General features: G+C 40.8%; 18 protein-coding genes. 1 reads left to right on the top strand and 17 read right to left on the bottom strand.

The genetic code is table 11. The features are described from left to right. Positions 1 to 5: 5 nt before the first annotated feature. Positions 6 to 1724 carry a helix-turn-helix domain-containing protein gene (locus ACO067_RS16055; protein WP_421875806.1) on the top strand — a complete coding sequence of 573 codons (1719 nt, stop codon included), beginning with the start codon at positions 6 to 8 and terminating at the stop codon, positions 1722 to 1724. On the opposite strand, the gene ACO067_RS16050 is transcribed toward ACO067_RS16055, so the two are convergent. The 17 genes from ACO067_RS16050 to rplF form a co-directional block, all read right to left on the bottom strand. After that, a complete protein-coding gene (locus ACO067_RS16050) occupies positions 1721 to 2266 on the bottom strand; it encodes a hypothetical protein (RefSeq protein ID WP_421875803.1) in 546 nt (181 codons plus the stop codon). The two genes, ACO067_RS16055 and ACO067_RS16050, sit on opposite strands and share 4 nt — an antisense overlap. Next, positions 2263 to 2562: an FtsB family cell division protein gene (locus ACO067_RS16045; RefSeq protein WP_421875800.1), complete on the bottom strand. Its 300-nt coding sequence runs from the start codon at positions 2560 to 2562 to the stop codon at positions 2263 to 2265. Before ACO067_RS16045 ends, ACO067_RS16050 begins: the two co-directional genes overlap by 4 nt. A 115-nt stretch (positions 2563 to 2677) precedes the next feature. Next, positions 2678 to 3958 carry a phosphopyruvate hydratase gene (gene eno / locus ACO067_RS16040; RefSeq protein ID WP_421875798.1) on the bottom strand — a complete coding sequence of 427 codons (1281 nt, stop codon included), beginning with the start codon at positions 3956 to 3958 and terminating at the stop codon, positions 2678 to 2680. Then, positions 3955 to 5064, bottom strand: a complete 1110-nt coding sequence (gene carA, locus ACO067_RS16035; protein ID WP_421875796.1) for a glutamine-hydrolyzing carbamoyl-phosphate synthase small subunit — start codon at positions 5062 to 5064, stop codon at positions 3955 to 3957. The genes eno and carA overlap by 4 nt, the downstream gene beginning before the upstream one ends. 99 nt (positions 5065 to 5163) lie before the next feature. Next, positions 5164 to 5778, bottom strand: coding sequence for a 50S ribosomal protein L17 (rplQ, locus tag ACO067_RS16030; RefSeq protein ID WP_421875794.1), 615 nt, complete (start codon positions 5776 to 5778; stop codon positions 5164 to 5166). Then, the gene (locus ACO067_RS16025; RefSeq protein ID WP_421875792.1) at positions 5778 to 6767 is read right to left on the bottom strand and encodes a DNA-directed RNA polymerase subunit alpha; all 990 of its coding nucleotides are present in this window, start codon (positions 6765 to 6767) and stop codon (positions 5778 to 5780) included. The genes rplQ and ACO067_RS16025 overlap by 1 nt, the downstream gene beginning before the upstream one ends. A gap of 30 nt (positions 6768 to 6797) precedes the next feature. Continuing rightward, on the bottom strand, positions 6798 to 7403 hold the full coding sequence (gene rpsD, locus ACO067_RS16020; protein ID WP_421875790.1) for a 30S ribosomal protein S4: 606 nt from the start codon (positions 7401 to 7403) through the stop codon (positions 6798 to 6800). A gap of 21 nt (positions 7404 to 7424) precedes the next feature. Then, the gene (rpsK, locus tag ACO067_RS16015; protein ID WP_421875788.1) at positions 7425 to 7817 is read right to left on the bottom strand and encodes a 30S ribosomal protein S11; all 393 of its coding nucleotides are present in this window, start codon (positions 7815 to 7817) and stop codon (positions 7425 to 7427) included. 9 nt (positions 7818 to 7826) lie between these two features. Continuing rightward, positions 7827 to 8204 (bottom strand): 30S ribosomal protein S13, encoded by a 378-nt coding sequence (gene rpsM, locus ACO067_RS16010; protein WP_421875786.1) that lies wholly within the window; start codon positions 8202 to 8204, stop codon positions 7827 to 7829. A 3-nt stretch (positions 8205 to 8207) separates the two neighbouring features. Then, positions 8208 to 8324, bottom strand: a complete 117-nt coding sequence (ykgO, locus tag ACO067_RS16005; protein WP_009053196.1) for a type B 50S ribosomal protein L36 — start codon at positions 8322 to 8324, stop codon at positions 8208 to 8210. Between the two features lie 6 nt (positions 8325 to 8330). After that, complete coding sequence (gene infA / locus ACO067_RS16000) at positions 8331 to 8549, bottom strand: translation initiation factor IF-1 (RefSeq protein WP_092102289.1); 219 nt, start codon at positions 8547 to 8549, stop codon at positions 8331 to 8333. Further along, positions 8549 to 9868: a preprotein translocase subunit SecY gene (gene secY / locus ACO067_RS15995; RefSeq protein ID WP_421875783.1), complete on the bottom strand. Its 1320-nt coding sequence runs from the start codon at positions 9866 to 9868 to the stop codon at positions 8549 to 8551. Before secY ends, infA begins: the two co-directional genes overlap by 1 nt. A gap of 3 nt (positions 9869 to 9871) precedes the next feature. Beyond that, positions 9872 to 10321, bottom strand: coding sequence for a 50S ribosomal protein L15 (gene rplO, locus ACO067_RS15990; RefSeq protein ID WP_421875781.1), 450 nt, complete (start codon positions 10319 to 10321; stop codon positions 9872 to 9874). 1 nt (position 10322) lies between these two features. After that, positions 10323 to 10511, bottom strand: coding sequence for a 50S ribosomal protein L30 (gene rpmD / locus ACO067_RS15985; protein ID WP_421875778.1), 189 nt, complete (start codon positions 10509 to 10511; stop codon positions 10323 to 10325). Between the two features lie 4 nt (positions 10512 to 10515). After that, complete coding sequence (gene rpsE, locus ACO067_RS15980; protein ID WP_421875776.1) at positions 10516 to 11034, bottom strand: 30S ribosomal protein S5; 519 nt, start codon at positions 11032 to 11034, stop codon at positions 10516 to 10518. A 9-nt stretch (positions 11035 to 11043) separates the two neighbouring features. After that, positions 11044 to 11391, bottom strand: coding sequence for a 50S ribosomal protein L18 (gene rplR / locus ACO067_RS15975; protein WP_421875774.1), 348 nt, complete (start codon positions 11389 to 11391; stop codon positions 11044 to 11046). A 7-nt stretch (positions 11392 to 11398) separates the two neighbouring features. After that, entirely contained in the window at positions 11399 to 11950 is a 552-nt protein-coding gene (gene rplF, locus ACO067_RS15970; RefSeq protein WP_421875772.1) for a 50S ribosomal protein L6, read from the bottom strand. Positions 11951 to 11963: the final 13 nt, after the last annotated feature.

The raw sequence follows: 11963 nt of genomic DNA, 5'->3' as shown, positions 1-11963 counted from the left end.
GTTAAATGGATCAGGAAACGGCACTATCTATTCTCAAAGCAGGTCAGAATGTATACCTGACAGGTTCTGCCGGAACTGGTAAAACATACCTCCTTAATCAATACATTGAATACCTTCGTCAACGAGAGGTTCCAGTAGCTATTACCGCTTCCACAGGAATAGCGGCTACTCATATAGGTGGCCAAACGATCCACTCCTGGTCTGGAATTGGGATTAGAGATCAGGTCACTACGAAGGATCTGGACCAAATCAGCAGAAACAGGCAAACGGTGTCCAGGATTAAATCGACACACGTATTGATCATCGATGAAATTTCCATGCTATCCGGCAAAGTACTGACGGGAATCAGCACCATAATGAAGCACTTTCGAAGCAATCAAGAAGCTTTTGGAGGAGCTCAGGTTATTTTATCAGGAGACTTTTATCAGCTACCACCAGTCTCTAAGGAAGTCATGAGCAACCGAGAAAAGTTTGCTTTCATGGCTCCAGTCTGGGTGGAAGCTAACCTAAAGATTTGCTATCTCAGCCACCAGTACCGACAAGGAAGAGATACCCTGAGTTTTATTCTGACCGAAATTCGTTCCCAGGATGTATCAGATGATTCGCTAGATCGAATTCGTGAAAAATTAGAAGACGATGCTACTAACGAAGAAGCGATCAAGCTCTATACCCACAATGCGGATGTAGATGCAATGAATGCCCAAAAACTGAAAGCAAATACGTACCCTCTTCGAACCTTTTATGCTGAAACCAAAGGGAAGTCTAAAATGATTGAAGGCCTGAAACAGTCCGTACTTGCAGCCCCTGCCCTGGAATTAAAAAAAGAAGCCAGAGTGATGTTCGTGAAAAACAACCCAGAAAAAGGCTATTTCAACGGTTCCCTGGGCACTATCACGGGCTTTGACGATGAGGAGAATCATCCTTTGGTACAACTTGACGAAGGTCGGATCATACGCGCCAAACCAGAAGAATGGACGGTTACAGATGAAAAAGAAACGATATTGGCATCTTACAAGCAGATTCCATTGCGTTTAGCCTGGGCAATTACAGTACACAAAAGTCAAGGCATGACGCTGGATGCAGCTGAAATGGATCTCTCCAAGACATTTGAAGCAGGTCAGGGATATGTCGCTCTTTCCCGCCTTAAAAGCTGGGAAGGCTTAGTCCTGACCGGCATCAACAGGATATCACTGGAACTGGACCCTCTAGCTGTAAAGGCCGATAAGCGCTTTCAGGAGCTATCTGAAGCAAGTGAAGATTGGATCAATGTCTATCCAGAAAAGGACCTTAAATCCCTTTTTCACCAATTCGTTGCGCGCTGTGGCGGGACTAATGATCCAGTGATCATTGAGGGAAATAAGGAAAGGGAGCAACAGTACTATACGAAGACTAAAAAAACCAGCACCTATGAAAAAACACTTGAGCTTGTCAAGGCGGGCAAAGGTCTAGATGAGATAGCATTTGAGCGTGACCTTTCTCTAGGGACTATTGTTAATCACCTGGAAGAATTGAAAAATAAAGACGTACACTTGGATTTGTCCGACTATAAACCTGATCGGAATAGTCTAGAAAAAGTAGAAAAAGCAGTATTGAAGCTCAAACAACAGGGTAATGAAGAGTTTTACGACAAGGATGGAAAGGTAAAGCTCGGATACATCCATAAAGCTCTAAATGGACAAATCGATTACGAAACCATTCGCTTGGCACGACTATTTGTTGACTAGAATAAGCCTACAGCAAATCCAACCCTAAACTGCAACGGACTCTGGTATGGAGATCGACCATCTTTGTGCATGAGGTTATAAAGAGCCATGATATTGAATGCAGCACGATCTCCGAGAGGTTCCGAATAGCCAATCCCAACAAACCAAGAATTGAAATGATAGCGGTTTTCACTGCTATTTGTAGACCCTAGTGGTAAATAATTTAAGTACTCATATTGCGTGTACCCGAAAAATTTTTGAGTGAAGTTGTATCGCAGAAAAGGCCCACCCCCATAGTTGCTAGCTGTTGCTTCTAAGAATTTCACATACTGATAGGTGATCTGGAGCCCTCCTGAAAACTGTTCTGTAAACTTGTATCCAATTAATGGTGAAACGGCGACATTTACGTATTGATTACCTCCGCTGAAGCCACCACCACCTCCGAAATATATCCTATCAGATAGACTATTGCCGGAGTTGCTACGTGGGGCCCGATATTGAGCTTCAGCTGTCAGTACTCCTATTGCAAACAGTACGACAGTCAAAACAAGTTTAATTTTCATTCTTCTTCTATGATATAGATATCTTCAGATTCTTTCTTCATCAGATACTTTTCACGAGCCAGCTTTTCTAACAACTCATCGTTGTTAAGCAGAGCTTCCCGATCATTTTTCACCTCCACAATCTTGCTCTCATAAAACTCCTTCGCACTCTCAAGCTCCGATTGCTTGTTGCTCAGTCTCATTTGAGTGATCAGATCATTGGAATCGAAAAACAGCATCCAAATCAAAAAGAATAACGAAGACAAGAAGTAGAAGTTCTTGAAAATTGGAGGTACTTTTTGAAAGAAGTGCTTCATAATGGACTTAAAGATAGGAAATATAATTATTCTAAGATGAATCTACCGCTATAAAACAAAAAACCATACAGACGATACTGTCTGTATGGTTTCTATTTTCATTTCACTTTCCTAATTACTTGGCAGAGAGGTAAACTGCAGAATCTCCCAGCTCTTCCTCAATTCTTAGTAGCTGATTGTATTTTGCCATTCTATCGGATCTGGACATTGATCCAGTTTTAATCTGACCAGTATTCAAAGCTACAGCGATATCAGCAATGGTGTTATCTTCTGTCTCACCAGATCTGTGTGATACCACAGCTGTCCAGCCAGCTTTGTGAGCCATCTCTATTGCCGCAAACGTTTCAGATAATGTACCAATCTGATTTACCTTGATCAAGATAGAGTTAGCTGCCTTTTCTTTGATACCTTTTGCCAGGAATTTCACATTGGTTACGAGCAGGTCATCTCCTACTAGCTGACATTTGCTACCAATTTTCTCGGTGAGCAGCTTCCACCCTTCCCAGTCATTCTCATCACATCCATCCTCGATGCTATCGATTGGATATTTTTCGATGAGAGAAGCAAGGTAATCTACTTGCTCAGCACTAGATCTTACTGAACCTCCTTCGCCTTCAAACTTGGCATAGTTGTATTTGCCATTTTCAAAGAACTCAGATGATGCACAGTCCATAGCAATGGTTACGTCAGAACCTGGTTTGTATCCAGCTTTTTCAATTGCTTCGATGACACTGTCCAAAGCTTCCTCAGTTCCTCCTGAAAAATTTGGAGCGAATCCTCCTTCATCCCCTACTGCAGTACTCAGGCCTTTGGCTTTGATGATACTTTTAAGATTGTGGAATACTTCTGCACCCATTCTAAGTGCTTCGCTAAACGTAGGTGCGCCAACAGGTCTAATCATGAACTCCTGGAAAGCAATTGGTGCGTCAGAGTGCGATCCTCCATTGATGATGTTCATCATTGGCACTGGTAACACGTGCGCATTCACACCTCCTAGATATCTGAATAGTGGTTGAGCAGACTCATCAGCTGCCGCTTTTGCCACAGCAAGAGATACCCCAAGTATCGCATTAGCTCCAAGCTTGGCTTTGTTTGGAGTACCATCCAACTCGATCATGGTATCATCGATGAGCTTTTGCTCAAATACTGATAGACCTACTACCTCTGGAGCGATTACTTCATTGACGTTTTCTACGGCCTTCAATACTCCTTTGCCGAGATACTTTGATTTATCACCATCTCTCAATTCTACCGCCTCGTGCTCACCAGTAGATGCACCAGATGGTACAGCAGCTCTTCCCAAAAAGCCATTCTCAGTGATTACGTCAACCTCGATCGTTGGATTTCCTCTGGAGTCTAAAATTTGTCTTGCGTGTACACTTTCAATAATACTCATGATTTCTGATCATTAATTAGTTGTATAAAATCGTCAAATAAATAGGTGGAATCATGGGGGCCTGGTGATGATTCCGGATGATACTGCACAGAGAAGGCTGGCTTGTCATTTAAGCGCAAACCTTCCACAGTATTATCATTTAAATCGAGATGGGTTAATTCTGCTGCTTTTGAGTTTTTTAGTGAATCCATGTTTACCGAGAACCCGTGGTTCTGAGATGTTACTTCACTTCGTCCGGATCGTAAATTCTTGACAGGGTGATTCAATCCCCTATGACCATGATGCATTTTGAAGGTTTCAATCTCAACTGCCCGGGCTAGTAATTGATTACCAAGACAGATTCCAAAAAGTGGCTTGTTTGCCGCAAGAATATCTTTAACTGTAGTCACAGCATAGTCCATTGCTGCCGGATCACCGGGTCCATTAGAAAGGAAGTAGCCATCAGGAGACCAATCTTCCATTTCCTTCAAAGAGGTCTTTGCCGGGTATACTTTGCAATGGCAGTTTCGCTTCTCAAAATTCTTGAGAATTGATCGTTTAATCCCGAAATCAAGCACAGCAATTTTCAATCCCGTGTTATCAGCTCCAACCTCATAGACCTCCTTGGTTGTAACCACACTTGACAACTCCAAAGACTCCATTTTAGGAACCTTGGCCAACTCCTCCTTCAATTGATCCAGGTCAAAGATTTCAGAAGTAATGATAGCATTCATCGCTCCCTTCGTTCTAATATACCTAACCAATTTTCTGGTGTCAAGACCCGCAATTCCAACTGTATTGTGACGAGTCAGATACTCATGCAGACCTTCTGTTGCTGTGTTCCTACTATACTGATGTGTAAAATCGTTTACCACCAGACCCTTGATCATTGGATGCTCAGACTCGTCCTCATCTACATGCACACCATAGTTTCCGATATGAGCCGTCGTGTTGACTATGATTTGACCATAATAAGATGGATCTGTGTAGATCTCTTGATATCCAGTCATACCGGTGTTGAAACAGATCTCACCACCGCTGGTTCCAGATTTCCCTATAGAGTACCCTTCATAGGTGGTACCATCTTCTAATAATAACAGTGCTTTTTTTCTCTCAGGTTGCTTCATGGAAGGCAAAAATAAGAAATTATCTATCAGAATTACGACATAAAAAAAGGGATTGAGTCAATACCCAATCCCTTTTCGAAAAATTATTTTGTAAAAAGATTATTCACCTTTTTTTGTTTCATCATTTGAATCATCAGTAGACTCTTCTTTAGTATCCTCAGCTGGAGTCTCCTCAGCTTTTGCCTCAGGAGCTTCCTCTGCTTTAGGTTCTTCAGCAGGAGTTTCCTCCACTACGGTGGCTTCTTCTACTTTAGCTTCTGCTTTAGGAGTTTCCTCCACTGAATCTTTCTTCTTACCACCTCTTCTAGATCTTCTAGTCTTAGACTTAGCAGCCCCAGCATCCTGCAGTAACAATTCGTTGAAGTCAACTAACTCAACCATGCACATCTCTGCATTATCACCTAGTCTTACTCCTGTCTTGATGATTCTTGTGTAACCACCAGGTCTTGCTGAAACCTTTTCAGCAATTGGGCCAAACAATTCAGTAACTGATTCTTTATCCTGCAGATAAGAGAATGCAATTCTTCTAGAGTGAGTTGTATCCGTCTTTGCTTTAGTAATCAAAGGCTCAACGTACTTTCTCAATGCTTTGGCTTTTGCTACAGTTGTATTGATTCTTTTATGAAGAATCAAGGAAGAAGCCATATTTGAAAGCATCGCTTTTCTGTGAGATGCTGTTCTTCCAAGATGATTAAATTTCTTACCGTGTCTCATTATTCTTCCTCCAATTTATATTTTGAAAGATCCATTCCAAATGTTAAACCTTTGTCAGCTACAAGTTGCTCCAACTCAGCCAATGACTTTTTACCGAAATTTCTGAACTTCATCATATCAGAGATTTCTAGAGTTACCAAATCTCCCAGAGTTCGTACATCCGCAGCTTTCAAACAGTTGTAAGCTCTCACAGAAAGATCAAGATCATTAAGAGAAGTCTTTAATAACTTTCTCATGTGAAGCAACTCTTCATCGACTTGTTCTGGCTCACCTTGCTCTTGTGATTCAAGAATCATGTTCTGATCCGAGAACAGCATGAAGTGTTTGATTAAGATATTTGCCGCGCCTTTGAGAGCATTCTCCGGGTGAATAGATCCATCTGTTTCAATATCGATGATCAACTGTTCATAGTCAGTCTTTTGCTCAACCCTAGTGTTCTCAACGCTATACTTCACGTTTTTAATTGGAGTATAGATCGAATCAATAGCGATGTAACCAAAGTTTTGATCTGCTGGCTTGTTCTCTTCAGCAGTCACATAACCTCTACCTTTCTCAATGTTCAATTCTATTTCGAATTGAGCAGACTCATCAAGGTTACAGATCACTTGATCCGGGTTCAATACTTCAAATGAGTTGGTAGCTTTACCTATATCCCCAGCAGTAAATTGTCTACTGTTAGAAACAGATACAGTAATGGTATTATCTACTACATCAGCTATCTTCTTGAATCTCACCATTTTGAGGTTAAGGATAATTTCACTTACATCCTCAAGAACACCTTCGATGGTAGAGAATTCATGCAATACCCCAGGTATTTTGATAGCGGTGATGGCATATCCTTCTAGCGAAGAAAGTAAAATTCTTCTAAGAGCATTACCTACAGTAACTCCGTAGCCTTTTTCAAGTGGCTTGAAAGTAAACAGACCGTGGAAGTCGTCTGCCTTCTCCATCACCACTTTCTCAGGCATCTGAAATGCTAGAATTGACATATTATTTTCTTTAAAGTTTTTGTTAAAATCTTACTTAGAGTACAATTCAACGATCAGTTGCTCCTTGATGTTCTCTGGTATTTCCTCTCTTGATGGAGAATTAAGGAACTTACCAACCATATCAGTTGAATCCCATTCTAACCAAGAGAATTTCTTAGAAGCATTAGCCGCTAAGCTATCAGTAATCGCCTCTAGTGATTTTGATTTTTCTCTTACACCTACTATATCATTTTCTTTCAATGTAAAAGATGGGATATTTACGATTTCACCGTTCACAGTAATGTGCTTGTGACCGACTAGTTGCCTCGCAGCTCTTCTTGTAGGCGCAATTCCCAATCTATATACTGTATTGTCCAATCTAGCTTCTAGCAATTGCAAAAGAATCTCACCAGTGATACCACTTTTACGTGAAGCTTTGTCAAAAATATTTGCGAATTGCTTCTCTAGTAGACCATAAGTGTATTTAGCCTTTTGCTTCTCAGCAAGCTGGATAGCGTATTCAGACTGCTTTCTTCTTCTACCTCTACCGTGTTGTCCAGGAGGGTAGTTTTTCTTTTGCAGTGCTTTGCTAGACCCGAAGATAGGTTCTCCGAACTTTCTAGAAATTTTAGTCTTAGGCCCTGTATATCTTGCCATCTTATTCTACAGTATTTACTATTAAACTCTTCTTCTTTTTGGAGGTCTGCATCCGTTGTGTGGTAGTGGAGTAACGTCTTTGATGACTGTAACTTCGATACCTGAATTTTGGATGGTTCTGATTGCTGACTCACGTCCAGCACCAGGACCTTTTACGAAAACCTCTACTTTTCTCAATCCTTGCTCGTAAGCTTTAGCTGCACAATCCTGAGCTGCTACCTGAGCTGCATATGGAGTGTTCTTTTTTGAACCTTTAAAGCCCATCTTACCAGCTGATGCCCAAGAGATCACCTGTCCCTGACCATTCGTCAAAGAAATGATGATATTGTTGAATGTAGCTTGGATATGCGCTTGTCCTTGCGCATCTACCGCTACAACTCTCTTTTTTGCCTTATCTTTTCTCTTTTGCGCCATCTCTATTTATTACTTAGTCGCTTTTTTCTTGTTTGCTACAGTCTTACGCTTACCCTTACGAGTTCTTGCGTTATTCTTAGTCTTTTGTCCTCTTACAGGAAGACCTTTTCTATGTCTTAGACCTCTATAGCATCCGATATCAAGCAGACGCTTGATGCTCAACTGGATCTCTGACTTAAGAACACCCTCTACCTTATGTTGCTCGCTGATGATCGTTCTGATTGCTCCAGACTCTTCTTCCGTCCAGTCCTGAACTTTCTTATTAAGATCTACACCAGCTTCAGCCAAAATCTTCTGTGCTGAACTTTTACCAATTCCAAAGATGTATGTAAGGGCGATTTCGCCTCTTTTATTATCTGGAATATCAACTCCTGCAATTCTAGCCATTTCTTATCCTTGTCTTTGTTTAAACTTCGGGTTCTTCTTGTTGATCACATAAAGTTTTCCTTTTCTTCGGATCACTTTACAGTCAGCACTTCGCTTTTTTATGGATGCTTTAACTTTCATAATTTCTTATTTATAGCGATATACTATTCTTCCTTTTGTTAAATCATATGGAGACATCTCCAACTTCACTTTATCTCCAGGTAAAATCTTGATATAGTTCATGCGCATCTTACCAGAAATATGTGCGATCACTTGATGTCCATTTTCCAACTCTACTCTGAACATCGCATTTGATAACGCCTCTACAATTGTTCCGTCTTGTTCTATGGATGATTGTTTAGCCATTATGCTACTGCAGTATTTTGTGTTCTACCTTTCACTCTGCCTGACTTCATCATCCCCTCGTAATGTCTCATCAAAAGGTAACTTTCGATCTGTTGTAAGGTATCCAGTATCACTCCTACCATGATTAGTAGCGAGGTACCACCATAGAACTGTGCAAAACCTGTACTAACTCCTGCCATCATGGCAAAGGCTGGTAGTATTGCAATCAAAGCGAGGAAAAAGGATCCAGGCAAGGTAATTCTTGTTAAGACACTGTCTATGAAATCTGATGTTTGTTTACCTGGTTTAATTCCAGGAACGAATCCACCATTTCGTTTCATGTCATCAGCTATCTGATTAGGATTGATAGTGATGGCAGTGTAAAAGAATGTAAATAAGATTATAAGTATCGCGAATACTAGATTGTATTGCCATGATTGGATATCTGAGAATGTTGTACTAATGTATTGAGCTGTATCACTTTGATCCACCCATATACCTGCAATCAAAGCCGGTAAGAACATTAGTGATTGAGCGAAGATGATCGGCATTACACCAGATGAATTCACTTTCAGTGGGATATACTGTCTTTGGCCGCCATAAACTTTGTTGCCCACGACTTGCTTGGCATACTGTACCGGTATTCTTCTTACTGCCTGTACTAAAGCCACAGTAGCCATAACCACCACGAACAAAGCTACAAGCTCAAGTATGAAGATTAGCGCTTGGTTCATTCCACGAGAAAGAGCTTCAGCCACAATGCTTCCTGGAAATCTAGATATGATCCCAATCATTATTAGCATTGAAATCCCATTTCCAATTCCTTTGTCGGTAATTTTCTCACCTAACCACATACAGAATATCGTTCCTGCGGTTAGAATTACTATTGAAGAAGTTTGGAATAAGAATTGATTTTGAAGAATTACAGCCTCAGCAGGAATGGTCGCATTAATGTAACCAATCGACTGAGCCAAACAGATAAAGATGGTAAGTACTCGAGTAATTTGGTTGATCTTCTTCCTTCCACTATCTCCTTCTTTCTGAAGTTTCTGGAAGTAAGGAACGGCCACTGTCATCAACTGCAGCACGATCGATGCTGAGATGTAAGGCATAATACCTAGACCAAATACTGAAGCTCTACTAAATGCACCACCTAAGAAGGTGTTTAGTAGTCCAAAAATTCCCGATGCATCACCTGTCAATTGATTTGCATCAACTCCTGGCAACACCACGTAAGAGCCTAATCTGAAAATGATAAGAAATCCTATGGTGTTTAGGATTCTTATTCTAAGCTCCTCAATCGAGAATATATTCTTTATCGTTTGTATAAACTTCTTCATCAATTATTCCTCTACAGATGCAGAACCACCCGCTTTTTCAATAGCTTCTTGGGCAGTCTTAGAAAATTTATGTGCTTTTACAGTCAACTTCGCTTTTAACTCTCCTCTACCCAATACCTTTATAGTATCCCCTTTACCAGCCATACCGTTCTCACGAAGGATCTCTGGAGTAATTTCTGTGAGCTTCTTGGCATCACTCAACGCTTGAAGGTCATCCAGGTTAATTGGCTTCATCACAACTTTGTTGTTGTTTTTGAATCCAAACTTAGGAACTCGTCTTTGTAGTGGCATCTGTCCACCTTCAAAACCGATCTTCTTAGAATAACCAGATCTTGATTGAGCACCTTTATGACCTCTTGTAGCAGTTCCTCCTTTGCCAGAACCCTGACCTCTAGCTATTCGCTTTTTATTTTTAGTTGAACCGTTAGCCGGCTTCAATGATTCTAATTTCATCTTAAAGCTCTTTTACGTCGATTAAATGTTGAACTTTAGTGATCATGCCAGAGATTTGAGGAGTTAGCTCCTTCTCAACACTCTTGTTGATCTTACCAAGACCTAAAGCCTCTATCGTTTTCTTTTGTCTCTGAGTACGCTTGATTGTACTTCTGGTCTGTGTGATTAACACTTTCGCCTTCTTAGCCATTTTCTTAACCGTTAAAAACTTTATCTAACGCTACTCCTCTTTGTTTTGCTACCGCAAATGGATCCCTCATTCTGTTCAAAGCATCGAATGTTGCTTTTACCACGTTGTGCGGGTTAGAAGATCCTTTTGATTTTGCAAGTACGTCGTGAATACCAGCACTTTCCAATACAGCACGCATGGCACCACCAGCAATTACTCCAGTACCTGGTGCTGCTGGCTTCAATAGAACCAATCCACCACCAAATTTACCTATGGCTTCATGTGGTACAGTCGTTTTGAACAATGGTACACGCACAAGGTTCTTCTTCGCATCATCCACTCCTTTGGTAATAGCATCAGTTACCTCATTCGCTTTACCAAGACCATATCCAACTACTCCATTACCATCACCAACTACTACAATAGCCGAAAAACTGAATCTACGACCACCTTTCACAACTTTCGCTACACGCTTAATTGCTACAACCTTTTCTTTCAGGTCTATTTCGCTGGCTTTTACTGCTTTAATATTGCTTTGTGACATGATATTCAATTAAAATTTTAGACCTCCTTCACGAGCACCTTCAGCAAAAGCTCTCACTTTACCGTGGTATGGATACCCATTTCTATCAAAAACGACTGATTCGATACCCGCTGCCTTTGCTTTTTCTGCAAGCTTGGTCCCAGTTTCTTTTGAAACCTCGATGTTGTTACGCTCTTTTCCTAGCTCTCTTGAAGAAACAGATGCTAGTGTCACTCCTTTATCATCGTCGATTAATTGAGCATATATAGCCTTGTTGCTTCTAAAAACTGAAACTCTTGGTCTAGTACCAGTACCCGTGATCTTTCTTCTGATCCCGAGTTTGATTCTTTTTCTTCTCTGTAATTTAGTAACAGCCATCTTTTAATTATTTAGCAGCGGTTTTACCAGCTTTTCTTCTTACTTGTTCACCAATGAATCGGATACCTTTTCCTTTGTAAGGCTCCACTTTTCTTAGTGACTTAATCTTTGCAGCTACCTGACCAACCAGTTGTTTGTCAGCACCTTCCACAACTACTTTAGGATTTTGTCCTTTAGCTGTTTCTGTTGCCACTTTTAGGTCTTCTGGTACAGCAAAGAAGATGTTGTGAGAGTATCCAAGGTTTAGCTCAAGCACGTTACCTTGATTGGAGGCTTTATATCCTACCCCTACAAGCTCAAGTTCCTTTTTAAATCCTTCACTTACACCAAGTACCATGTTATTCAGTAACGCACGATACAAACCATGCATTGCCTTATGTCTTTTCTGCTCAGTTGGTCGCTCAAGTGTTACGGTCTCACCCTCCACCTTAACGGTAATATCTGGGTGAACCTCTTGAACTAACTCTCCTTTAGGTCCTTTTACAGTTACACTTCCCTTATTCACAGTAAGTGTAACGCCCGCAGGTAATGAAATTGGTGCTTTGCCTATCCTTGACATTTCTCAATCAATA

Source organism: Marinoscillum sp. (assembly GCF_965229915.1).
Taxonomy (GTDB): domain Bacteria; phylum Bacteroidota; class Bacteroidia; order Cytophagales; family Cyclobacteriaceae; genus Marinoscillum.
The sequence above is the reverse complement of the archived record's forward strand: the minus strand, read 5'-3'. Positions and strand labels throughout refer to the sequence as shown.

What these genes read in the sequence shown, in the direction of transcription:
- ykgO (WP_009053196.1), bottom strand. Translation starts at nt 8,324, where the DNA reads ATGAAAGTTAAAGCATCCATAAAAAAGCGAAGTGCTGACTGTAAAGTG.
- eno (WP_421875798.1), bottom strand. Translation starts at nt 3,958, where the DNA reads ATGAGTATTATTGAAAGTGTACACGCAAGACAAATTTTAGACTCCAGA.
- rpsK (WP_421875788.1), bottom strand. Translation starts at nt 7,817, where the DNA reads ATGGCGCAAAAGAGAAAAGATAAGGCAAAAAAGAGAGTTGTAGCGGTA.
- infA (WP_092102289.1), bottom strand. Translation starts at nt 8,549, where the DNA reads ATGGCTAAACAATCATCCATAGAACAAGACGGAACAATTGTAGAGGCG.
- rplO (WP_421875781.1), bottom strand. Translation starts at nt 10,321, where the DNA reads ATGAAATTAGAATCATTGAAGCCGGCTAACGGTTCAACTAAAAATAAA.
- rplR (WP_421875774.1), bottom strand. Translation starts at nt 11,391, where the DNA reads ATGGCTGTTACTAAATTACAGAGAAGAAAAAGAATCAAACTCGGGATC.
- rpsD (WP_421875790.1), bottom strand. Translation starts at nt 7,403, where the DNA reads ATGGCAAGATATACAGGGCCTAAGACTAAAATTTCTAGAAAGTTCGGA.
- rpmD (WP_421875778.1), bottom strand. Translation starts at nt 10,511, where the DNA reads ATGGCTAAGAAGGCGAAAGTGTTAATCACACAGACCAGAAGTACAATC.
- rpsE (WP_421875776.1), bottom strand. Translation starts at nt 11,034, where the DNA reads ATGTCACAAAGCAATATTAAAGCAGTAAAAGCCAGCGAAATAGACCTG.
- rpsM (WP_421875786.1), bottom strand. Translation starts at nt 8,204, where the DNA reads ATGGCTAGAATTGCAGGAGTTGATATTCCAGATAATAAAAGAGGCGAA.
- carA (WP_421875796.1), bottom strand. Translation starts at nt 5,064, where the DNA reads ATGAAGCAACCTGAGAGAAAAAAAGCACTGTTATTATTAGAAGATGGT.
- ACO067_RS16050 (WP_421875803.1), bottom strand. Translation starts at nt 2,266, where the DNA reads ATGAAAATTAAACTTGTTTTGACTGTCGTACTGTTTGCAATAGGAGTA.
- ACO067_RS16045 (WP_421875800.1), bottom strand. Translation starts at nt 2,562, where the DNA reads ATGAAGCACTTCTTTCAAAAAGTACCTCCAATTTTCAAGAACTTCTAC.
- ACO067_RS16025 (WP_421875792.1), bottom strand. Translation starts at nt 6,767, where the DNA reads ATGTCAATTCTAGCATTTCAGATGCCTGAGAAAGTGGTGATGGAGAAG.
- secY (WP_421875783.1), bottom strand. Translation starts at nt 9,868, where the DNA reads ATGAAGAAGTTTATACAAACGATAAAGAATATATTCTCGATTGAGGAG.
- rplQ (WP_421875794.1), bottom strand. Translation starts at nt 5,778, where the DNA reads ATGAGACACGGTAAGAAATTTAATCATCTTGGAAGAACAGCATCTCAC.
- rplF (WP_421875772.1), bottom strand. Translation starts at nt 11,950, where the DNA reads ATGTCAAGGATAGGCAAAGCACCAATTTCATTACCTGCGGGCGTTACA.
- ACO067_RS16055 (WP_421875806.1), top strand. Translation starts at nt 6, where the DNA reads ATGGATCAGGAAACGGCACTATCTATTCTCAAAGCAGGTCAGAATGTA.